This is a genomic window from Paenibacillus lemnae (genome assembly GCF_012933385.1).
GTDB classification, from domain to species: Bacteria; Bacillota; Bacilli; order Paenibacillales; family Paenibacillaceae; genus Paenibacillus_AQ; species Paenibacillus_AQ lemnae.
Window position 1 is genome coordinate 26,827 of the sequence record NZ_JABBPN010000010.1, and the last position, 20,656, is coordinate 47,482.

26 protein-coding genes are annotated in these 20,656 nt (G+C 48.5%); 5 read left to right on the forward strand and 21 right to left on the reverse strand.

The genetic code is table 11. From position 1 onward, the window contains the following. Window positions 1-3: 3 nt before the first annotated feature. From plsX to HII30_RS11980, 4 genes are all read right to left on the reverse strand, one after another. Window positions 4-990, reverse strand: coding sequence for a phosphate acyltransferase PlsX (gene plsX / locus HII30_RS11965; RefSeq protein ID WP_169505278.1), 987 nt, complete (start codon window positions 988-990; stop codon window positions 4-6). Between the two features lie 22 nt (window positions 991-1,012). Beyond that, window positions 1,013-1,528, reverse strand: coding sequence for a transcription factor FapR (gene fapR / locus HII30_RS11970; protein WP_246246329.1), 516 nt, complete (start codon window positions 1,526-1,528; stop codon window positions 1,013-1,015). Window positions 1,529-1,753: 225 nt separating this feature from the next. After that, complete coding sequence (gene rpmF, locus HII30_RS11975) at window positions 1,754-1,927, reverse strand: 50S ribosomal protein L32 (protein ID WP_090574082.1); 174 nt, start codon at window positions 1,925-1,927, stop codon at window positions 1,754-1,756. 51 nt (window positions 1,928-1,978) lie between these two features. Next, window positions 1,979-2,488, reverse strand: a complete 510-nt coding sequence (locus HII30_RS11980) for a YceD family protein (protein ID WP_169505279.1) — start codon at window positions 2,486-2,488, stop codon at window positions 1,979-1,981. Between the two features lie 187 nt (window positions 2,489-2,675). On the opposite strand from HII30_RS11980, the gene HII30_RS11985 reads away from it, so the two are divergent. Continuing rightward, a complete protein-coding gene (locus HII30_RS11985) occupies window positions 2,676-3,911 on the forward strand; it encodes a nucleotidyltransferase (protein WP_169505280.1) in 1,236 nt (411 codons plus the stop codon). On the opposite strand, the gene HII30_RS11990 is transcribed toward HII30_RS11985, so the two are convergent. Beyond that, on the reverse strand, window positions 3,901-4,941 hold the full coding sequence (locus HII30_RS11990; protein ID WP_169505281.1) for a SepM family pheromone-processing serine protease: 1,041 nt from the start codon (window positions 4,939-4,941) through the stop codon (window positions 3,901-3,903). The two genes, HII30_RS11985 and HII30_RS11990, sit on opposite strands and share 11 nt — an antisense overlap. 98 nt (window positions 4,942-5,039) lie before the next feature. Here HII30_RS11990 and HII30_RS11995 point away from each other — a divergent pair, with 98 nt between their 5' ends. Next, entirely contained in the window at window positions 5,040-6,248 is a 1,209-nt protein-coding gene (locus HII30_RS11995; RefSeq protein WP_169505282.1) for a nucleoside recognition domain-containing protein, read from the forward strand. On the opposite strand, the gene coaD is transcribed toward HII30_RS11995, so the two are convergent. From coaD to HII30_RS12060, 13 genes are all read right to left on the reverse strand, one after another. Further along, the gene (gene coaD / locus HII30_RS12000; protein ID WP_169505283.1) at window positions 6,229-6,741 is read right to left on the reverse strand and encodes a pantetheine-phosphate adenylyltransferase; all 513 of its coding nucleotides are present in this window, start codon (window positions 6,739-6,741) and stop codon (window positions 6,229-6,231) included. The genes HII30_RS11995 and coaD overlap by 20 nt on opposite strands. 1 nt (window position 6,742) lies before the next feature. Beyond that, on the reverse strand, window positions 6,743-7,336 hold the full coding sequence (gene rsmD / locus HII30_RS12005) for a 16S rRNA (guanine(966)-N(2))-methyltransferase RsmD (RefSeq protein ID WP_169505284.1): 594 nt from the start codon (window positions 7,334-7,336) through the stop codon (window positions 6,743-6,745). 374 nt (window positions 7,337-7,710) lie between these two features. Next, complete coding sequence (locus tag HII30_RS12010) at window positions 7,711-7,809, reverse strand: YjcZ family sporulation protein (protein WP_169505285.1); 99 nt, start codon at window positions 7,807-7,809, stop codon at window positions 7,711-7,713. Between the two features lie 119 nt (window positions 7,810-7,928). Then, on the reverse strand, window positions 7,929-8,207 hold the full coding sequence (locus HII30_RS12015) for a helix-turn-helix domain-containing protein (protein ID WP_246246330.1): 279 nt from the start codon (window positions 8,205-8,207) through the stop codon (window positions 7,929-7,931). Window positions 8,208-8,293: 86 nt separating this feature from the next. Continuing rightward, window positions 8,294-8,917 (reverse strand): GDSL-type esterase/lipase family protein, encoded by a 624-nt coding sequence (locus HII30_RS12020; protein WP_169505286.1) that lies wholly within the window; start codon window positions 8,915-8,917, stop codon window positions 8,294-8,296. A 181-nt stretch (window positions 8,918-9,098) separates the two neighbouring features. Further along, on the reverse strand, window positions 9,099-9,524 hold the full coding sequence (locus HII30_RS12025) for a GNAT family N-acetyltransferase (protein WP_169505287.1): 426 nt from the start codon (window positions 9,522-9,524) through the stop codon (window positions 9,099-9,101). Window positions 9,525-9,552: 28 nt separating this feature from the next. Then, a complete protein-coding gene (locus HII30_RS12030; protein WP_169505288.1) occupies window positions 9,553-10,008 on the reverse strand; it encodes a MarR family winged helix-turn-helix transcriptional regulator in 456 nt (151 codons plus the stop codon). 32 nt (window positions 10,009-10,040) lie between these two features. Beyond that, window positions 10,041-10,595 carry a macro domain-containing protein gene (locus tag HII30_RS12035; protein ID WP_169505289.1) on the reverse strand — a complete coding sequence of 185 codons (555 nt, stop codon included), beginning with the start codon at window positions 10,593-10,595 and terminating at the stop codon, window positions 10,041-10,043. A gap of 67 nt (window positions 10,596-10,662) precedes the next feature. Further along, window positions 10,663-11,121 carry a hypothetical protein gene (locus HII30_RS12040; RefSeq protein ID WP_169505290.1) on the reverse strand — a complete coding sequence of 153 codons (459 nt, stop codon included), beginning with the start codon at window positions 11,119-11,121 and terminating at the stop codon, window positions 10,663-10,665. A 39-nt stretch (window positions 11,122-11,160) separates the two neighbouring features. Further along, window positions 11,161-11,778: a TraX family protein gene (locus tag HII30_RS12045; protein ID WP_169505291.1), complete on the reverse strand. Its 618-nt coding sequence runs from the start codon at window positions 11,776-11,778 to the stop codon at window positions 11,161-11,163. A 151-nt stretch (window positions 11,779-11,929) separates the two neighbouring features. Continuing rightward, window positions 11,930-12,907: a diaminopimelate dehydrogenase gene (locus HII30_RS12050; protein ID WP_169505292.1), complete on the reverse strand. Its 978-nt coding sequence runs from the start codon at window positions 12,905-12,907 to the stop codon at window positions 11,930-11,932. 120 nt (window positions 12,908-13,027) lie between these two features. Further along, window positions 13,028-14,239 (reverse strand): SLC45 family MFS transporter, encoded by a 1,212-nt coding sequence (locus tag HII30_RS12055; protein WP_169505293.1) that lies wholly within the window; start codon window positions 14,237-14,239, stop codon window positions 13,028-13,030. 3 nt (window positions 14,240-14,242) lie between these two features. Continuing rightward, window positions 14,243-14,980: a glycerophosphodiester phosphodiesterase gene (locus HII30_RS12060; protein WP_169505294.1), complete on the reverse strand. Its 738-nt coding sequence runs from the start codon at window positions 14,978-14,980 to the stop codon at window positions 14,243-14,245. Between the two features lie 349 nt (window positions 14,981-15,329). Between HII30_RS12060 and HII30_RS12065 the strand changes: the two genes are divergently transcribed. Genes HII30_RS12065 through HII30_RS12075 form a run of 3 tightly spaced genes read left to right on the forward strand, consistent with a single transcriptional unit; the run spans window position 15,330 to window position 18,047 of the window. Beyond that, entirely contained in the window at window positions 15,330-16,460 is a 1,131-nt protein-coding gene (locus HII30_RS12065; protein WP_169505295.1) for an ABC transporter ATP-binding protein, read from the forward strand. Further along, complete coding sequence (locus HII30_RS12070; protein ID WP_169505296.1) at window positions 16,457-17,110, forward strand: ABC transporter permease; 654 nt, start codon at window positions 16,457-16,459, stop codon at window positions 17,108-17,110. Before HII30_RS12065 ends, HII30_RS12070 begins: the two co-directional genes overlap by 4 nt. Before the next feature lie 19 nt (window positions 17,111-17,129). Next, entirely contained in the window at window positions 17,130-18,047 is a 918-nt protein-coding gene (locus HII30_RS12075) for a glycine betaine ABC transporter substrate-binding protein (protein WP_169505297.1), read from the forward strand. Between the two features lie 54 nt (window positions 18,048-18,101). On the opposite strand, the gene bcbE is transcribed toward HII30_RS12075, so the two are convergent. The 3 genes from bcbE to HII30_RS12090 all read right to left on the reverse strand — a co-directional run bounded on the left by bcbE (window position 18,102) and on the right by HII30_RS12090 (window position 20,652). Then, window positions 18,102-19,382, reverse strand: a complete 1,281-nt coding sequence (bcbE, locus tag HII30_RS12080) for a bacillibactin exporter BcbE (RefSeq protein WP_169505298.1) — start codon at window positions 19,380-19,382, stop codon at window positions 18,102-18,104. 89 nt (window positions 19,383-19,471) lie between these two features. Next, window positions 19,472-20,008: a methyl-accepting chemotaxis protein gene (locus tag HII30_RS12085; protein WP_169505388.1), complete on the reverse strand. Its 537-nt coding sequence runs from the start codon at window positions 20,006-20,008 to the stop codon at window positions 19,472-19,474. Continuing rightward, on the reverse strand, window positions 19,969-20,652 hold the full coding sequence (locus HII30_RS12090; RefSeq protein WP_169505299.1) for a methyl-accepting chemotaxis protein: 684 nt from the start codon (window positions 20,650-20,652) through the stop codon (window positions 19,969-19,971). The genes HII30_RS12085 and HII30_RS12090 overlap by 40 nt, the downstream gene beginning before the upstream one ends. Window positions 20,653-20,656: the final 4 nt, after the last annotated feature.

A 20,656-nucleotide genomic window follows, 5' to 3' on the forward strand; every position in this document is an offset into this window, starting at 1 on the left:
CACTCACTTCCTGCTGATTTCACTTGAAATACTCTGAACGAGCCGGTTCTGAGTGGCAGTTCTGGCCTGCCTCACGGCATTCTTGATCGCATTGCCGTCTGAGGAGCCGTGACCTTTCACCACAAGACCACTGAGGCCCAGCAGCGGAGCCCCGCCATGTTCTTTATAATCCATGACAGATTTCAGGTTTCGGAGCTGGGGCATCATCATGGCAGCAGCCAGCTTCGTTTTCAGGGATTGGCTGAACTGTTCCTTCAGCAGGGAGAATAAAGCACCCGCTGTGCCTTCTATGGACTTCAGCAAAATGTTCCCGGCAAAACCGTCACAAACCAGAACATCACATACTCCGTTCATCACATCACGGGCTTCTACATTGCCGACAAAATGAATCGGCAGTTCTTCCAGCAAAGGAAAAGCATGCTTCGTCAGTTCATTTCCTTTACCCGGTTCTGTGCCCACATTTAGAAGGCCAACTCGCGGTTTAGCAATATTATGCACTTTCTCTCTGTACAAGCTGCCCATGAGAGCATACTGTGCAAGATGCTCCGGTTTGGCATCCATATTCGCGCCGAGATCGAGGGCCAATACTCCCTTGCCATCCAGCGTCGGGATCATTGGTGCCAGTGCCGGCCGTTCAATACCGCCCACTCTTCCGACAATCAGCAGACCGGTTGTCATCAGCGCGCCTGTATTCCCTGCCGATATCATGGCATCCGCTTCACCTTCACGAACCATACGGCCCGCTACGACCATCGAGGCATCTTTTTTGCGGCGGACAGCCCTGACCGGTTCGTCTTCTGCTTCGATCACTTCACCTGCATGGCGTACAGTCAGGTTTGATGGTCTGTTCTTCAGCAGGGGATCAATTTTGGCCTGATCTCCCACAAGAATGACTTCGGTGTCCTTCCATTCCCGTGCCGCAGCCAAAGCTCCGTCCACATTGCTCTGCGGGGCATGATCTCCCCCCATGGCATCTATTGCAATCTTCATGCTGGTTCCTCCTTCGAAAGTGTCACTCTCCCGTCGAACGGTAGACGACAAAATTGCCCTGAAACACCATCTCGTCACCGACGTAGGTGAACACTTCTACCTTCGCCTTCTGTGCGGCATGGGAGCGCACATACGCTTTGGCGATGCATTTCTCACCAAGATGGACCTGCCTGAGAAAACGAATGTCCGCAGACGTGGTCAGAGCGATCTCATCATTGATGACGGCAACCGCCAGGGAGTTGGCCTGGGCAAATACATAATGCCCGCGGGCAATCTTCGTCCTGCTGAACACATGCTCCTCACGAATTTCAAACATGGAAATACCGCTTTTATCCAGTTGAAGATCAACGACATCTCCGACCACTTCCTCCAGAGAAAGAGACCTGACCTGATCGTAGGAATGCTCGGCCATTTGCTTCATTCGTTCCCTGAGCTCCGGGATCCCGAGCTCCATTCGGTCCAGGCGTATGGTTTGAATACTCACTTTAAGCTGGCGCGTCAATTCCCGGTCGGTGACGAAAGGGTTATCGTCAATCATCTGTACCAAACGCCGATGGCGTTCTTTTTTTGTAAGACGTTCGATGACGATCCAACTCCTTCTGCCGCAGGGGCGCCAATAATATATATGAAAAAAAGATCATTTCATTATTATTTAGAACCTGGTACTAAGATTAAGTATAAAGGATGTTGATATAAAAAGAAAGAGAAGTTCAGACAAAAAAAATAGCACCTCATCATAGATGAAGTACTAATTGAATGGCAACTATTGTTTGATGATCTCTCTTGCTTTGTAAGTTCCGCACACTTTGCAAACGCGGTGAGACAACTTCAATTCTCCGCATTGCTCGCATTTCACCATACCCGGCACAGCCAGTTTAAAGTGAGTACGACGCTTGTCACGACGTGTTTTGGACGTTCTACGTTGAGGTACTGCCATGTGTTCCCACCTCCTTATCAATCAGCCCGTTTGCACGGGATGTCAAATCCATCATTTAAAAAAGTCCTTCAGTCCAGCCAGCCTCGGGTCGATCACTTCCGTATCGCAATCGCAGGAGCCCTCGTTGAGATCTCTACCGCATTTCGGGCAGAGTCCGCTGCAGTCCTCCCTGCAAACCGGGGCCAGTGGAAGATAGAGCAGCAATGTCTCCTTCACATAGTCAGTGAGATCCACACTCTCGCCTTGAACATATGTGATATCGTCATTCTCATCCTGGACATTCTCCAGGTTCTCTACCGGCTGGAATACCTCGTGAAAAGGGATGTCCACATGATCAGCAGCCGGATTCAAGCATCTGGAGCACTGCATAACCAGATTCCCTTGTAATCGACCGGACACATGTACCGATCCATCAATGGAAGGTCTTGCTGTCAGATCCGCAAGAAGCGGCTCTGCCTCAATAATATCCTTCCGGCCTTTCAAGACCTGGGAGACATCCACAGTTTGATGGAACTGTAACGGTTGATCGCTGGTTGTCAATTTTCGAAATTGAATAAGCATATCCATCACTCCAAACAAACAAAGATTATTATACCGATTCACTGTGACTTTTGTCAACAGGATATCAAAAGCAAGTTTGGGATTGTGCGCATGATGACAAGTATGACATGCATAACTGCATCCGCTCTAATTATTCTTGCTGAACAGCATGCTGATTATGATATATTTTTTACAAGGAGTTGATATGGTGAAAACCGTCGGAATGATCGTGGAATACAATCCTCTACATAATGGACATGTTCTCCATTATAAAAGGTCCAAAGCCATAACGGATGCAGAATGCGCAGTGGCTGTCATGAGCGGTCATTTTCTGCAGCGCGGGGAACCTGCCCTAATCGGCAAGCGTTCCCGAGCGGAAATGGCACTGCACATGGGTGCTGACCTTGTCATAGAACTTCCCGTAGCCTATGCCGTCCAGCCAGCTGAGTGGTTTGCTTATGGCGCAGTTTCCCTCTTGCATGCCACGGGCGTTGTGGACAGTCTCTGCTTCGGATCAGAGCAGGGTTCGCTGTCGTCCCTCCGGCCGCTCGCTGCACAATTGGCACGTGAAGACAGCGGACTGAAAGTGGAAATCTCAAAACAGCTGTCGTCCGGAATCAGTTTCCCTGCAGCCTTTGCAGCTGCAGCAGGACATGTCCAAGGGGTTTCCCCTCAAGATGCAGAAGAAATTTCATTACTGTTAAGCAGGCCGAACAATTCACTCGGGCTTCACTACCTTATTGCATTAGAGCGGCTTCAAAGCCGGATAGAACCTTATACCATCCCGCGGGACACCGCCCAGTACCATGATCCGCTGCCCGCCGGCCCCTCTATTGCAAGCGCGACCTCAATCCGCAGGCTGATTCTGGAGAACGGGCTTGGAGCCGCAGCCCCCTATGTGCCTGATTATACCCTGCATATTTTACAGAAAGCATTTACTCAAGGCAACGGACCCTTCACCTGGGAGAGCTTCCGCCATCCGTTGTTTCACCTGCTGCATACCTTGAATACCCATCAATTAGAGCGGCTGCTGGAGGTCGGCGAAGGTCTGGAGCACCGAATCAAAAAGATACTGCCTCGGCTGAACAGCTTCAGTGTGGAAGAACTGCTTACTATACTGAAAACGAAACGCTACACCCGTACCAGACTGCAGCGCATGCTAATGCACATTCTGCTTCATCACAGCAAGGAACAGCTCTCACGCACCGAACTCGTCCGAGGTCCCGGATATATTCGTATCCTGGGATTCAGCGAGAAAGGCCGGCTGCTGCTGAAGGAAATGAAACGCACGGCCACACTCCCTGTTGTTACACGGGCAGCTGCTTTGAATCATCCTCAGCTTGATCTGGATCTGCAGGCTTCCGCCGTATATGCTGCTGCATCGGGCCAGCCGCAGATGTCTTTGATGTATGAAGACTACCGCTTGCCTCCGGTTAAGATTTAGAGGGCAGACCTGTCATATAATCGATCGCATCCTGAAGCTTGTCGACCGGGATCAGCTTCATATCGGTGCCGATGGATTCTGCTTTAGCTTGGGCATCGTCATAGTTTTTTCTAGGCACAAAAAATAATTCAGCGCGTTCCCGGTCGGCAGCAACAATTTTATGAACAATCCCTCCGATGGGCCCGACGATTCCATCCTTGGTGATTGTTCCTGTGCCGGCCGTGCGATATCCTTTTGACAAATCACCTGGTGTGAGCTGATTATAAATTTCCATCGTAAACATCAGCCCTGCTGACGGACCACCGATATTCGTTGCGGCAAATGTGACTTCGTGATCCGAATTCTCAGGCTGAATCTTCTGCATTGTGGCGATCATGACACCAAGACCTGGTCTTGTGGCTCCCGTCTTATTATCAGTGATTGCGACCAGCGGGACCGTTTCGGTAACGTCTTTTCCGGCCCGCTCCAACTTCACTTCCACCTTCTCGCCAACCTCAAGTGATCCCAGCAGTTCTGCCAGCCTGGTGTTGTCTGTAGTCGATTCTCCGTTCACAGAAATCAATCGGTCTCCCGGGCGGAAATAGGAACTATTGCCGCTTTTATCGGGTACAGAAAGAACAAAAATGTAGTCTGATACGATATTATAATCTATACCAGCGGCATGATAAGCCGCTTCCACAGCAAGAGACTGAGATGAATTCATATAAAATACTTGTGTAGCCGCATACTCTTCTCTGGTCTGATCTCCGAGCCTCTTTTCCTTCTGCACAATTTCACTGTCGGCATTAAATGCAGAATAGGCGAGCAGTGCAATGTTCGCATAACTGGCAGACACGGTCGTCAGCATAAAGCTGCCCTTTTCCTGTGTGTCTCCGTTCTCGACTGTGATCATCGGCTTAATCTCTTCCGCACTTCCCGGCTGATAGATCAGATAAGGCGTTGGCATATACACAACAACATAGACCATAACAGCGACCAATAAAAAGTAGAGTAGTACCCTTAGTCCATTCGGTTTTCCGTGTTCCTTCATATTTGATGGCTCCTTTCCCGGGTGCAGTCTTGGTCTAAAGGTTGATCTCATCTGCATAAAGTGGTACTAGCCATGTTTACGCGGAAAGGAGATCCCTTATGAATAAAGGCAAGTCCGCCAGCCGGACATCCGGCATGTGGATGACCATCACCCTTGGTGCTGCAGCATTTCTGCTGGTGATTGCTGTCGTAGGCGGTTCTGAACCTGTTTTTCAAGCCTCAATACAAGCTTTAAAGCTGTGGTGGAATATTGTTTTCCCAGCTTTGCTGCCATTCCTGGTGCTGGCCGAAATCCTGATTGCTTTCGGTTGGGCTCAAGGTCTGGGGGTACTGCTCGACCCTTTCATGCGCAGGGTGTTTCATCTGCCGGGTTCAGCGGGCTGGGTTCTGGTTACGGGAATGACTGCCGGTTTCCCGGCCGGGGCACAGGCTGCGGCCTCTGCTCTGCAGCAGGGCAGCCTTATGCCGCAGGATACCCACCGGCTGGTTTCCCTGTCTCACTTCTGTAATCCGATGACGATCCTGGTCGTGATCGGATCCGGACTGCTGCACCAGCCGGATGCCGGCTATTTGCTCTTGTGCACACACTGGATCTCGGGACTGCTTGCTGCGTGGTTATTCACACTGAAGGACAGATATGTACACTCGGGCTCTTCTTATCCTGTATCTGGTCAACAAACAGCCCAAGGTTCTGTCTTGATCCGGGCTGTCCATGCGGCTGAGGAAGCCAGAAACCGGGATGGCCGCAGCTTCGGGAGGCTGCTCGGTGATTCTGTAACAAGATCCGTTCAAACCCTTATGGTAACAGGCGGTTACATTATTATTTTCGCCGTGATGGTTCAAATCGTAACCATGTATCTCCCGTTTATTTCAACACTTGCCGCCTCCGGACTGCTGGAGCTGTACGCTGGCGCTAGAAATTGGAGTGAAACCCCATTTATTCATTCAGGCGCACTGCAGCTGGCCGCTTTATCCGCACTATTAGCATGGAGCGGGATCAGCGCACAGCTGCAAACCCTCTCCACCATAAAGGCGGTATCTTCCACATGGGGACCGTTCATCATGTCCAGGCTGCTTCACGCCGTACTGGCCTTCGGACTGACACTGATTCTTTGGAAACCGGTTCTTGCACCTGTATCCATTCTGCCCGCTTTCGGGGAAGTGCCTGGACACCAGAGTGGTCATGACCCATCATTCGACTTATGGCACGGGCTTCTCATGCTGCTTCAGTGGCAGATCATGATATTCGCAGGATTGATCCTGTTGTTCATCACCATGTCAAGAATGTTTATAAAGCGGACTCCTTAAACTTCTTCCTTAACGCCCGATCAACCTCGGGTGGTACAAGATCGGTTGTATCTCCGTTAAAATGTGCTATCTCCTTAACCAGGCTCGAGCTGAGATAAGAGTATTTGGGATTGGTCATCATGAATATCGTTTCGGCATCCGGATTCAGCTTATGGTTGGTTGAAGCCAGCTGGAGCTCATACTCAAAATCGGTCACCGACCGGATTCCGCGAACGATCACATTGGCATCTTTTTGACGAACATAGTTAGCCAAGAGATCTCTGAAGCTGTCGATTTGTACATTTGGCAGATGAGACGTGCACTGACTGAGCAGTTCCTTCCGCTCTTCCACCGAGAACAGCGGATTTTTACTCAAATTGTTCAGTACAGCGACAATAAGCAGATCAAACTGCCGGGATGCTCTCGTAATGATATCCATGTGTCCCATCGTAACCGGATCAAACGTGCCGGGATATACCGCCACACGGTATGATTTTTGCGGTTCTGTTGTCATGTTAAAATACCTCCTCGCCGGATAGATCCGGCTTGCTGTCTGTTGGTGCATATTCATATATGGACACGCTGGTTTCGCCATACCGTGCACTCCGAAGATGATGAAAAGATTCCAGCTGCTCCGGATAAGTATGAGATGACCCGTATTCCAGGACAACTAAAGCACCGGGGTTCAGCAAACCACGCGAGATCATGTCCAGCATCAGTGCATCTGCGTCGGTCATGCGGTAAGGAGGATCCAGAAATACGAGATCGAACCTATAGTCTCTCTTCTGCAGCACTTTTAATGCTCTGGCCGCATCATTGCGGAATACTTCTGCCTGACGTTCAAAACCCGCAGCATTCAGATTGTATCTGATCGTTTCAATGCTCTTCGGTTCTGTATCGATAAAGACGGCCTTCTCTATGCCGCGGCTCATGCTTTCAATGCCTAATCCGCCGGTACCGGCAAACAGATCCAGCGTCGTTCCGCCATCAAAATAAGGTCCGATCATGCTGAAGATCGCTTCTTTCACTTTGTCCGTCGTCGGACGGGTGCCTGTCCCCGGCACGCTTTTGAGGGGCCGGCCCTTGGCACTTCCCGATATTACTCTCAATGTTGTTCCACCCGTTTCCTGTCCTAATTTATGAGAATATCGTAACATAATCTTCCGCTTATGAAAAAGAAATGATACAGCGATCCATTTTTTTCAATTTGGGAGGTATAGATCCGGGCGCAGCGGGCATCCTAAAGCTATCGACATCAAAAGTGTCGTAGACAACCGCGGAGAAGACTTACGTTTCCCCATAAGCTCTTCGTCCGGTTTCTCCTCTCCCATGAGGGCGCTCTGCAAAGGGCGCCCGATTTTTTTTGACTTCATCTCCATAAGTGTCAAAGCATAGAAAAACAACCCTCACCGTAAATCGGCAGGGTTGTCGTACCGGGATCATTGCATGAAGTTGAATACCCACGGCTGTATGAATCCTGGAATTAGATGAACGCGCGAGTAATAATCACCAACAGAATGAACAAAACCAGGATCGCGCCGACAGAACTTCCATAACCATATCCAACAGCTGCTCCGCTCACATGAATCCCTCCCCTTTTCGGACATAACATAAGATATGCCTTACAGGAATAAAGGAACCGGGCGCATGCCCTGATGCTTCATAATTGAGGAAACTGCCCATAAGCAGCACATTATTTGCTCAGCTTATGTCCTGCTGTGTATAACCCGGCACGTCCTGACCCGGAGTTTGATCTGCAAGCTGTTCTGCGCTTTCTTGAATCTTTTTGGTGCGCCGGTCGATCAATCCAGCCTCACCCATCTCACGGTATTTACGCATCCAAATTTTCAAACGACCAATATCGGATATTTGCAGCAATGCAGCCACCTCTTTTTTGGTCATGCCATCCAGCCGCATAGCGACTGCTTTTTTCTTTATATCAAAACTATAATACTGAAACGTCTGGCCCTTCTTCGCCATTCAACATCACCTCTTATATCTATATCGGCATCAGAGGTTCATTTTTTCATGACATTCGGTGTAAAATACACTTCCGGCTTTTTCGTTCAATGATGCAGTGACACAAACCCCATTGCATTGAGCTGTTCTGCAATAACACGATGTCCCTTGGTATTGGGATGAACACCATCCAGAGACAGCAGTTCCCGCTCCTGACCCAAAAACAAATCATATATTTCTGCCGTTGGGACCAGGTTTCCGAGGAATTGATTCATTCGGTTGACATAACCGGCAGCTTCACTCCAGGATGGATACGGATTATACAGACCGACAGCCCTGAGAATATAAGGATCTGTGCTTCCCGTCTTGAGTCTGCGTATCTCTCTCACAATGCCTGACAAATGTACTCTGCTTCGTGCTAGTGCCTGATCCAGAGCCGCATGGTCTGCACGTCCTCCAGACATTTTTACTGCCCGGATCAGATCATTCCCGCCCACCGATACCGTAATAATCTGGGCGCTTTTCAGATGTTCCCGAAATACCGGATGGTGAAGTACCCGATCATGCAGGGCCGATGAAGTCAAACCGAGGACACCTAAATTCTCATAAGCCACAAATTTCTGCAGATGATCTTCAGCATAACGCCGGTATAACGGAACAAAACCGCTGCCGGGCAGAGCCCCGATTCCAAACGTCAAGGAATCGCCGACAGCGGTATAATTATAAACCATTCTTTCCCACCTCCACCCCGCTAACTGCGTTATTATATGTGCTCTCCATCGTGACTTGAAACCGTGATGCGCCTTGGTGGATGCAGATATAAAACGAACATGACAAAAAGGGCGCCTATATTATAGGCACCCCTGTGATCCTTACACTCTATGCTGTTGATGCGGATGATCTTTCCGACTTTTAATCGATCTCTTCCACTTCATATACGCAGCGATAGCGCTCCACACCCGGATAGATTTCTCCCAGGCTGTATACCTGGAATCCGATCGACCGGTAAAACCCGACCGCATCCTCATCCGTCTCTGCACTGACGACAGCCGGATTCTTCTGCAGCATAAGTTCCATGATCATACCCCGTCCGTAATCTTTACCGCGGTATTCCGGATGTACCGCTGCATGTTTGATCGCCATTTCAGTATCACTCTGGTCTACACCGATAATACCAATCAGGACACCGTCTTCCTCATATCCGAACAGCTGTAGTCCGTCCGGCTTGCGGTAGGCATCCACTACAGCATCCAGCTTCTCCGGATCCGGAAATACCGAATACGCCAGAAGCTCCTTTACTTCCAAATCATCTAAACGGGATGAAATATCCTTGATCATCAAAATCCCTCCTTACATGAACTCATCTTTAACGATGCAGCCGGTTTTGGGCCGTGATTCCCATCTTACGGAGAAGAGCCGAAGCCTGCTTCTTCTCTTCTTCGGTCAGACCGCCAAAGGCAGCGTCCATTTTTTTCTGGTGATCCGGAAAGATGGTTTCGAACAGCTCCCTGCCTTCAGGGGTCAGTTCCGCGTAAATCACTCTCCGATCCTCAGAAGATGCACGACGGACCAGCAAATTCTTCTTTTGAAGCTTATCCACAACATATGTAATATTGCCGCTGGATATCAGAACTTTTTCACCAATCTTTTGAAGCGGCTGGGAACCTTTGTGATAAAGCACATCCAGCACACCGAATTCGGTCGTATTTAATCCGTGGCTTTGGATGCTGCGGGTGGAGTGCAGCATCACAGAGTTATAAGCCCGGGCAAGCACCACCAACAAATATAGTGATAATTCTTCCTGTTCCTGATGATCTGCCATTCAAGTTACCTCCACTATCCTCAATGCTTCCTCTACGCATATTGATCCAGTCGTTGTATGTAAAGCTCGGCGTTCTCGGCATCGAAGCAGATCAGATCAATCTTTTCCAGCCGGTTATCGGGCTTATCTTCTTTAAGATACCCTGTCAGAGCCTTCAAGGCAATGTCACAGGCAGAAGCCTTGGGATAGCCGTATATCCCGGTACTGATATTGGGAAAAGCAATACTCCTCGCCCCTGCTTCATTCGCCAGCTGCAGACTGCTCCGGTAGCACTCAGCCAAGGTTAGTTCTTCGCCTCCGCCTCCGCCTTCCCAAATGGGTCCTACTGTATGGATGATGTGCTTCGCTTTTAACAGACCCGCACAGGTCATCACTGCATGGCCAGGCGGACATCCGCCCTGCAGTTTTCGGATGTCCTTACACTGTTCCATAATCTCCGGCCCGCCTACCGTATGGATCGCGCCATCCACACCAGCGCCACCAAGCAGTCCGGAATTCGCTGCGTTTACGATAACATCTCCACTCCAGGCGGTAATATCTCCTGAAAGAACAGAAACTGAAGTTCTGCCAATCTGTATTGTCTTCATCCGAAAAACTCCTTCTCAGCCATTTTCTTTTCATTACCCTGCAAGAAGGGAGTTTGACCCTAATCACTCATACAGACCGGTTGGGTCCCGCTGCTGTGCTGAGACGAACAGCCATGGAGTGTTCATATTCATGTAATTTCGAGGGATTACAAATCTCACAGGACAGATAGGTTCCTGATTGCAGTGCCTTGTTGATATGTGAGCTTAAAACACGCTCAGCCTCTTCCAGCCTCAAATCTCCTTGATCCCCGTCTGTAACCCGGCACAGACCAGCCAGAGTAATGCTGTCTGAAGACTCCCAGCTCATTACCCATAATGGCAGCATTCCATCGAGCTCCGGGTCAGGCTTTTGCTTTCCTATAAAGACGGTATATTCTGTTGAAGGGAGTGGAACAAAATCTTCCTTTTGTCTCTCGGCAATTAGTTTTGAATTACGGTATGTCAAATACCCGGCCGCTGTAAACATGACCAAGCATAAGAAAATGCCAACCCCCAGCATGAACTTCCCCCTTACCATCATTTCCATTCAACATGTTCAAATAGATTCCATCTCATCCCGCACTGGTCATCTTTGCAAAATGGCAATGATCACCATGTGAAGCGGATAAAAAGATCTCCATACCCAGGGATGCACCCGTGCATCCTCAAGTCTTTTCCAGATCAAAGGTCCATATACCATCAGCAGTGTCGGAGCAAGGCTCCACATTTGCAGCTCCCAGCCATAAAGATACAGGAACATCAGATTCAGCAGCAGATGCCATATCACAAGCATATGGGACGAGGTATACCGAAAGATTAAAATCAGGAATAACCCGTAAGCCCCATAATCAAAATTCAAAAGATCCATGACGAGTGCAGCGGCAGCTGCGATGAGAACAGCGGAGGAAAAGGATTTCGTTTTGTCCATCGCCTGGAGCACCAGTCCACCCGCCGCTAATGTAACCACGACATTCAATCCGTTCGGATTCAGAGCAAGCTGATAAGGAAGCTGTGAAATCAGGGCAATGATCCCCAGACGGATAAAATAACGCCGTCTTGACGAAGTATGCTGATAGCCCTGCACCAGCGCATACACATATACCGGAAACGCAATCCTGCCAATGATACGCCATATTTCCTGATCTGAAAAAAAGACAAGACCCACATGATCCACGAGCATGGTCAGCATCGCCAGTACCTGCAATGAACATTCCCCCGTATATTACCGTTTACTCTATTATGTCTTTCATTGTTTCCACCCGCAAGACCTTCGGAGAAACGATACAGCTCCACATAAGGGAAAAACGCCCGTTCCGTGAGGAACGGGCGCAAAATGAACTTGTTAAAATGATAGATTACAAAAGTTCTTTACGAAGCTGTTCCGGTGATTTCGGGGAGAGCAGACCGTAAGGGATATCAAATACAGTTTTTGCACCTTGATCCCCGGCTTGTCCCAAACGATAAGCTGCACGGGCATATGCCACGAGCACACTTGCCGTAAACTCCGGATTACTGTCCAGCGTCAAACCAAACTCAATAATCTGCTTGTTGTTGTCCCCTGTGATGCCGCTGCGGAGCACAGTACCGCCATGAGGCATGGCAGAATGATTTTGTTTCAGCTCTTCTTCGCTGATGAAATGTACAACCGTATCATAATCGGCAAAATAGTTCGGCATCTCCTGGATTTCACGTTCAATCGCCTTCTGATCGGCTCCTTCTTCAAGCACAATGTAGCATTCGCGCAGATGCTTCTCGCGCGTGCTGAGTTCAGGATTTTCACCGCTGCGGACACGGTTTACAGCTTCTTCGCGAGGAATAGTGTATTGAACGCCATTCTTCACACCGTTGACTCTGCGGATCGCATCAGAGTGGCCCTGGCTGACACCTTTACCCCAGAATGTATACTCATTGCCTTCCGGAAGGATCGATTCAGCGATCAAACGGCTGAGTGAGAATAAACCGGGATCCCAGCCCGTGGAGATGACACTGACTTTCCCGCCTTCACGAGCGGCTGCGTCAACGCTGTCATAAAACGCCGGAATATTAGCATGGGTATCAAAGCTGTCTACCGTATGGAATTTTCCAGCCAATGCAGGAACCTGTTCCGGAAGATCCGTTGCCGAACCCCCGCATAAAATAAGAACATCAATCTCATCCTTGTAGCTATCCAGGTCGGACATATGAACAGCTTTGGCTTCCGATGATACACTGCTCGGGTCTCTCCGTGAAAATACCGCTTTCAATTCAAAGTCCGGATTTTGTTTGATAGCTTTCTCAACACCGCGGCCAAGGTTGCCGTAACCGACGATGCCTACTCTTATGATCTGTGTCATAGTGTGCCTCCTAATGGATAAATAGTCTGTCTATCTCTTCGTTGAAAAAACCTGACCTATCAAGACAGGTCAGGTTTAATATTACATACAACGTCAGATATTCGCAAATGAAAATTCAAATCATCCTGTTGAAACAGGTGAAATTTCTTCGGAATGGGGCGGGACAGCGATTTCCTTTTCCCGAATCATGGACACGCACAGTAAAGCAGCCAACATGCTGCCCGAAGCACTTATAAACAGGATCTGATACCCCATCCAGTCAATCATCTGCCCCAGCAGCGGTGGTGAAATTATGGCTGCCAATGAAGAGACCAAGTAGTACATTCCCGTTCGGGTTCCGATACTTTCTTCTGATCCTGTGGACACGATGAATGGATAAGAATTGATATTAATACATGCCCAGAATATGCCTCCGATACCAAGCAGAATCCGCAGAAGAAGCAGTGAGTCGATAAAAGGTATCGCGGAAAACACAAGGAACAGACCGATAACACCGATCACGATGACAGGCTTTTTGCCGTAGCGTTTGCCAAGCCAGCCGCTGGGAATTGCGAACAGGACAAACAACAGAGAGAAAAAGGTAAGTGAGAATGAAGCCTCGGATTCACTAAGCTGCATTTCGTTTTTTCCGTACAAGGTGAACAGCGTTTCTACGCCCTGATAGGCAACAAACCAGAAGAAAATCGCAGCCAGAAGAAACACTGTCGTCCGGTTCAGCTGACCTTTAAAAGATATGCGCGGACGTGCTTCACGCTCATTATAATATCCCGGAGAATCTATGCCTTCCTTAATGAAGCGAAACAGAATGATCATCGATATGAGCGTAATGCAGGCTGCTGCTGCGAATGGAAGAGCTTCATTACTCTTATACAGCACCGAACCTGCGCCAAAAGCGAGAATTGCCCCAAAGCCGCCCATAAAATTGATGATCCCGTTACTCCGTGTGCGGTCCCGCTCGGGTGTAATGTCAGGCATTAAAGCAACCGTGGGAGAACGGTATATACTCATCGAAAGATTCATCAGCATCATGAACAAGATGAGTGTGACAAGCCCCGTATGAAATGGAATCATCATCGTAAACAATGCACCCAGCGGCATACCAATGAGCAGATAAGGCATTCTCCGGCCGAATCGGGTACGGGTTACATCACTGCGGCTGCCGACCCAGGGCTGCAGAAACAGCGCAAAATAATTATCCAGTGTCATAAAAAATCCGATCAACGCGATACTGGATATGTACTTTTCCAAAAAGTAAGGAACAAAAGCATTATAAAGGGCCCAGGTGATACTGATACTGAAAAATCCGAAACCGAGCAGCCATGACTTTTTCAAGGACTACCCTCCTTCGCCATGAAGCAGTCCATGGAGCACGTCGGGAAAATCGGTTATGATCCCCGCCACCCCTGCCTGCATGAGATGCATCATCTCTTTAGCGTCATTCACTGTAAACGGATGATACACAAGTCCTTTTGACCGGGCTTGCTCTACCCATTCCGGTAAAACAGCATATTTGAACGCATGCAAGGCATCTGCTCCCACCGTCTGTGCATAATCCCAGACTTCATAAAGCCCTTCCATATATAAAATACCTGTAGAAATCTCAGGTGCCAATGCTTTGCATTTCACTAAGGCATAATGATTGAAGCTGGATATAATCACTCGCTCCTCCATGCCATACTGCCGTACACATTCGATGACACGCTCTTCAAGGCCCGGATACAGCACAACCCCATTTTTCAGCTCAATATTTACTATAGTTCCCTTATCCCTGGTGAAATCCAAAAGTTGTTCCAGACTCGGAACCTTTTCACCTTGAAAATCTTCATGAAACCATGATCCGGCGTCCAGCTGCCCAATTTCACTCCAGCTGTGGTCTTTCACCAATCCTTTTCCGCTGGTTGTCCGGTTTAACATTTCGTCATGAATCAGCACCAGTCTTCCGTCCCGGGACATTTGTACATCGGTCTCGATTCCCGTGGCTCCCTGCTCCAGTGCCTTGTGAAAGGCTGCCATCGTATTCTCCGGGCAAATCGCTGATGATCCCCGATGTGCAAAGTTAATCACCTTCGTCATTAAATCTCCTCCTGATATGAGCATGAATGCATTGCCAGTATAGCTCACCACTATGAAGACTGTGTTAAAAAATGTATTCTACATTGGCTTGATCAAACCCTGTATATTGAAACATATTATCGCTGAGTAAGATGATATGTTTATGGCCATCCATTTACGGATCAAGAGCATACACAAGCCTGCTCCGGGATATACTGAGTCAAAAATATGATTCAATTTAGAAATTATAGGATTAATCATAAGTAAGTTGCTGTCTTCAGCCTGGTGCCGATGGCTTTTCTTCTTTCCAGCGGAGTTGGATTTTGCTGGCGTTTGTTTCAACATCAATACTTAAGCGGGGAGGATGTCTATGATTAAGTTTGAAAATGTAAGCAAAACGTATTCTGACGGTTTTCAGGCTGTAAAAGACCTGAATTTTGAAATCCGGTCAGGCGAATTCCTGGTACTAATCGGACCCAGCGGATGTGGTAAAACTACCACGATGAAAATGATCAACAAACTGGAGCCGCACACAGGGGGGCTCCTGACGATTAATGGCAAGGATATTAAAAAGACAGATACGGTCACCCTGCGCCGGAGTATCGGCTATGTCATTCAACAGACCGGACTATTTCCACACTACACACTGGAACAAAACATCGGTCTTCTGCCTGATTTGAAGGGCTGGGACAAGGGAAGAAAAAAACAAAGGGTTCATGAACTGCTGGATATGGTGGGACTTGATCCTGATACTTACGCAGGACGCTACCCGAAAGAGCTGTCCGGCGGACAGCAGCAGCGGGTTGGTGTAGCCCGTGCCCTGGCGGCAGACCCGGAAATCATTCTGATGGATGAGCCGTTCGGTGCCCTCGATCCCATTACCCGTGAGCAGCTTCAGGACGAAGTGCTGCGGCTCCAGCAGGATCTGAAGAAAACCATTGTATTCGTCACCCATGATATGGATGAAGCGCTGAAGATGGGTGATCGTATCGCAGTGCTGAAAGCTGGAACCATCCTGCAGCTGGATTCACCGGAAACGCTGCTGCGGGCACCGTCCCACGGCTTTGTTGAAGAATTCATCGGAAAAAACCGGGTATATCAAAATCCAGAATTCATCCCGGTTAAGGAAGTCATGCGCGAAAATCCAGCCACGGTGCTCCCTCACCGTTCCCCACTGAGGGCCATCACTTATATGAGAAACAAAAAAACAGACACCCTGCTTGTTCTTAATGAAGAAGGCGTGCTGCTTGGTATTGTGTCAGCCTACGATCTCCAGGCCAATATTGACAATGCAAGCCAGGTGGGTGAAATTATGAAGCCTGTCCAGAACGTACTTCCTGAAACAGCCACGGCAAAGGATGCATTAATGGCTGTGAATCAAGCGCCTTATGGTATCATTCCTGTCATTGACAGCCGCAAGCGTCTGATCGGGATTGTGACACGAGGAACACTGATATCCACATTTGCAAGCCATTGGGCTGGAAAGGGGGATGAAGTATGAGTTCATCCATCTGGGAACAGATTGTTCGTCAATTTTCTCTTCGCTGGGGCGAACTGCTCACTTCCATCGGTGAACATATTCAGCTAGTTCTGATTTCGATGGTCATTGCGATTATCATTGGAATCCCTGCAGGAATTTTGGTCAGCCGGTACGGATTTTTGAAAACCTGGATTATCGGCGGTGCCAGCATTCTGCAAACGATCCCCAGCCTCGCGCTGCTTGGTTTCATGATTCCGCTGCTGGGCATTGGTATGAAAACAGCGATTGCAGCTTTGTTTCTATACTCGCTATTACCGATCATTCGGAACACCTATACAGGAATTAAGGATGTCGATCCGTCTGTTATTGAAGCCGCCCGGGGCATGGGAATGACGAATATGCAGATATTGAGAAAAGTCCAGCTGCCTTTGGCCCTTTCCGTCATTATGGCAGGAATCCGGACCGCAACCGTTATTAATGTCGGCACAGCCACACTTGCCGCTTTCATCGGTGCCGGCGGATTAGGCGATTTTATATTCCTCGGTATTACACGCAATATCGATGCCCTGATTCTGCTGGGAGCTTTGCCTGCCGCTCTGATGGCCTTGCTGTTTGATTATTTGCTGGGTCTGCTGGAACGCTGGACCACACCACGCGGTTTGAAAATATAGTGCAATGGAGGGACAAACCATGAACAAAAAACGATGGCTGTCTGCTGCCGCTGCACTTCTGCTGACCTTTTCTCTTTCCGCCTGTACGGTTCCAACTGCTTCGCCAGGCAGCGGAGGCGGACCAGCCAATCTGACGATTGGTTCCAAAAACTTTACAGAAAATATTATTCTTGCGCACATGATGGCAGACCTGATTGAAGATCGCACCGACCTGAATGTCAGACGCACATTAAATTTGGGCGGTTCCAGTGTAACCTGGAAAGCACTGCTCAATAATGACATTCAGCTCTACCCTGACTATACGGGGACGATCGTAGCCAACTACTATCAGGAAGAAACCGGAACTGCAGAAGAAACGATCAAGCGTACGAGAGAGTTAGTCAGTGAGGATGGCCTGGAGTTTCTGGAACCGCTCGGCTTCAGCAACTCCTATGCTTTGGCAGTATCGCAGGAGACGGCAGCAGAATATAATTTGAAAACGTACAGCGATCTTGCACAAGTATCCCAGGATCTCGAACTCGGTGCTGAATTTGAATTCACAGACAGACCGGATACCTATCCGGGTCTGCGAGAGCTGTATGATATGGAATTCAAAAGTGTAAAAGGAATGGATCAGGGGATTAAATACCGCCTGATGGCTCAGAATGACCTGGATGTATCCAGTGCGTACACGACTGACGGTCAGGTGAAAGTGAACAACCTGGTCCTGCTGGAGGATGATAAAGGCTTCTTTCCTCCTTATGACGCCGGTGCCGTTGTACGGAAAGATTTACTGGATGAACACCCTGAAATCCGAGATGCTTTGAACGAGCTGGGCGGTAAAATCTCCGAGGAGAAAATGCAGGAGATGAATGCCCTTGTGGATGAAGGTTACCGGGAGGATATTGTAGCCCGAGATTTCTTGGTCGAAAACGGTCTTTTGAATAAGCAGCAATAAATAAAGGTACCCTATCCAGCGACGATTTCATGAGTCTGCTTGATAGGGTACCTTTTATTTTCGGACAAGGTTCTTGTTTCGATGTGCAGTGGGCTGAGGAAACTGGACACGCTGCACCTCCCCAGTCTCGTCATCTTCTTCCCGCTGTTCCGGTTTAACAGCAAAAAATGTAAGAAGAGCTCCTACAGCAGCAACTGCAGCAAGGGTAATAAACAAAATCCAATGATTGGCCGCGAGCAAAAGGGATACGACCGGCGGGCCCAGCGATACGCCTATGAAACGCATGCTGCTGTACAATGATGTGATGGTTCCCCGCTGTTCCTTCTCAATCCCTTCGGTTAACAGCGTATCCATACTTGGCAGAACGAGGCCGATTCCGATACTGCCAATGGTCATCAGACCGATCACAAAATATATCTGTTCATAAAATCCGATGATGACCAGCGACATGGTAAGCAGTGTCATTCCTGTGAAGCCTGTCCATTTCATAATAGCTTTATTATGACCTGTGAATTTCCCTGCCAAAAATGAAGCCAAACAAAGCGCTGCTAATGGAATAGCGAGCACCAGACCTTTCAGGATCCCCTTCATGCCATAAGCCGATTCCAGAGTTTCCGATAAATAAAACTGGACACCAAAAATACCGAACATGGCAATACCGCCGATTGCAAATATCGCATACAGCCATCGGCCTTTCTCATGCAAAACTTCCTTGGTCGTTTTCAGAAATTCACCAAGTGTCTGCTCGGTTTTATCATGCGGCGGGGATTTCACTAAAAATATAACGAGAAGCAAAGAAAACACACATAACACAGGTATGGCCAGAAAGGGCAGAAACCAGATGAAACTTCCTAAAAACGCACCTAAAATCGGACTCAGCACTTTACCAAAGGTGTTGGAGGTTTCAATAATGCCAAGTCCTTTACTGACCTGCTCGTCTTCCTTAAACATGTCACCCACAAGCGGAATCACCAGAGGAAAAGCACCGGCCGCACCAACCCCCTGAAGCAGCCGTCCGCCTAATATGACCGTATAAGCAGCACTTCCGTTCATCAGCCAAGCCGCCGCAGCGGAAACAGAGCTGCCTGCCACCGCAATGATCAAGCTGGGTATGATGATTTTTTTGCGTCCAAAGCGGTCAGACAGGTAGCCGGCAATAGGAATCATCAGTATGGCCACGACAGCGTACACCGTAATCAGCATACTGACCATAAACGAGCTGATGCCCAGCGCCTTCGAAATTTGCGGCAAAATGGGTATCAGCATGGAGTTGCCAAGTGTCATAATGAGCGGCACCGATGCAAGGGCAACCAGATCCCATTTCTTGTTTTCCATGAGAAGACCACCTTTAACATCAATTGTGTCTTCCTATATTGTGGGTTCTTTCCCCTGTTATATGCATGGCAAAAAAGGGACGGCGTGCCCTATACTTTGAAGCCCGACATCTGGTTTTTGAGTTCAGAAGACATCATTTTTAACATTTCGACCGAGCCTGCCATGACTTCAATTGAAGCCAACTGCTCTTCGGCAGCGGCACTGACACTTTGTGTTCCTTCTGCAGTAACTTGGTTCATATCCATGATTTTACCGATGTTATGGTCCATCCCGTCTGCATGGTGATTAAGTTTTCCAGCTGATTCACGAATTTCAATAATCCGATCATTGAGCAAAGAAACGGACTTTTCAATATCCTGAAACGCTTCTTCTGCACTGCGAGCTGCTGTGATTCCTTCCAGAACCGTCTTCATCTCTGCCTGCATCGTCGAAGTTAAACCATGAATGTCCATTTGAATACGCTCCACAAAACGGTTGATTTCCAGTGATGAAATCGAAGACTGTTCGGCCAGCTTTTTCACTTCTGCTGCCACCACAGCAAATCCTTGGCCCTCGTTACCGGCTCGAGCAGCCTCGATCGATGCATTTAATGCCAGAAGACTTGTACGCGAAGCAAGATCAGTGATGGTTTGCCCATCATCCCGATTTGTGCAGTTTTGCTTTCTAGATCGCGCACCGCTTCCGCCGACTGTTCCGTGGTAGCTTGAATTTGTTCCATCTGCTGAAGTGTGCGTGTTAAAGCCTGTTCACCCTGAAACGAAAGCTGGTGCGTCCCCTGTGACAATTCAGCAGTTTCAAGGGCAGCCATATTAATCTGCCTGACGCCTGCAGTCATATTCTTCACATGGGTCATGGATGATTCGGTAACAGCTAATTGACGTTCTGCACCTTCTGCGAGTTCCTCCATGATGGCTGAGGTCTGCCTGGATGCGCCTCGGACTTCAGAGGAACCGGTATATAGCTGGTCTGTCGATGCAGAAACCTGGGATGCTGATTCTTGAATATTCAGAACCATAGTTCTGAAACTGTCCAGCAGTGAATTAAATGCTTCGGCTGTCTGACCAATCTCGTCCTTTCTCCGAACGTCCAGACGAGACACCAGATCCCCATCTCCCCGGCTGATGGCAACAAGTTCATTTCTCATATGATCCAGAGGCCTTAAGGAGCGTATGACTATAAGACTCTGAAAGATATAATATAGAACAGCACCGCTGCCGATCATGAGCATAATGTTATCCCTCAAAAGATTGCTTTCTGTGATTTTCTCCATACGA

Excerpts from the sequence above, each read along its gene's own strand:
- HII30_RS12040 (WP_169505290.1), bottom strand. The coding sequence starts at position 11,121 with ATGGAAATGATGGTAAGGGGGAAGTTCATGCTGGGGGTTGGCATTTTC.
- plsX (WP_169505278.1), bottom strand. The coding sequence starts at position 990 with ATGAAGATTGCAATAGATGCCATGGGGGGAGATCATGCCCCGCAGAGC.
- HII30_RS12050 (WP_169505292.1), bottom strand. The coding sequence starts at position 12,907 with ATGACACAGATCATAAGAGTAGGCATCGTCGGTTACGGCAACCTTGGC.
- HII30_RS12070 (WP_169505296.1), top strand. The coding sequence starts at position 16,457 with ATGAGTTCATCCATCTGGGAACAGATTGTTCGTCAATTTTCTCTTCGC.
- HII30_RS12025 (WP_169505287.1), bottom strand. The coding sequence starts at position 9,524 with ATGATCAAGGATATTTCATCCCGTTTAGATGATTTGGAAGTAAAGGAG.
- HII30_RS12035 (WP_169505289.1), bottom strand. The coding sequence starts at position 10,595 with ATGAAGACAATACAGATTGGCAGAACTTCAGTTTCTGTTCTTTCAGGA.
- HII30_RS12020 (WP_169505286.1), bottom strand. The coding sequence starts at position 8,917 with ATGGTTTATAATTATACCGCTGTCGGCGATTCCTTGACGTTTGGAATC.
- HII30_RS12090 (WP_169505299.1), bottom strand. The coding sequence starts at position 20,652 with ATGGAGAAAATCACAGAAAGCAATCTTTTGAGGGATAACATTATGCTC.
- HII30_RS12075 (WP_169505297.1), top strand. The coding sequence starts at position 17,130 with ATGAACAAAAAACGATGGCTGTCTGCTGCCGCTGCACTTCTGCTGACC.
- HII30_RS12060 (WP_169505294.1), bottom strand. The coding sequence starts at position 14,980 with ATGACGAAGGTGATTAACTTTGCACATCGGGGATCATCAGCGATTTGC.
- HII30_RS11995 (WP_169505282.1), top strand. The coding sequence starts at position 5,040 with ATGAATAAAGGCAAGTCCGCCAGCCGGACATCCGGCATGTGGATGACC.
- HII30_RS12015 (WP_246246330.1), bottom strand. The coding sequence starts at position 8,207 with ATGGCGAAGAAGGGCCAGACGTTTCAGTATTATAGTTTTGATATAAAG.
- HII30_RS11990 (WP_169505281.1), bottom strand. The coding sequence starts at position 4,941 with ATGAAGGAACACGGAAAACCGAATGGACTAAGGGTACTACTCTACTTT.
- bcbE (WP_169505298.1), bottom strand. The coding sequence starts at position 19,382 with ATGGAAAACAAGAAATGGGATCTGGTTGCCCTTGCATCGGTGCCGCTC.
- HII30_RS12065 (WP_169505295.1), top strand. The coding sequence starts at position 15,330 with ATGATTAAGTTTGAAAATGTAAGCAAAACGTATTCTGACGGTTTTCAG.
- coaD (WP_169505283.1), bottom strand. The coding sequence starts at position 6,741 with ATGACAACAGAACCGCAAAAATCATACCGTGTGGCGGTATATCCCGGC.
- rpmF (WP_090574082.1), bottom strand. The coding sequence starts at position 1,927 with ATGGCAGTACCTCAACGTAGAACGTCCAAAACACGTCGTGACAAGCGT.
- fapR (WP_246246329.1), bottom strand. The coding sequence starts at position 1,528 with ATGATTGACGATAACCCTTTCGTCACCGACCGGGAATTGACGCGCCAG.
- HII30_RS12030 (WP_169505288.1), bottom strand. The coding sequence starts at position 10,008 with ATGGCAGATCATCAGGAACAGGAAGAATTATCACTATATTTGTTGGTG.
- HII30_RS11980 (WP_169505279.1), bottom strand. The coding sequence starts at position 2,488 with ATGCTTATTCAATTTCGAAAATTGACAACCAGCGATCAACCGTTACAG.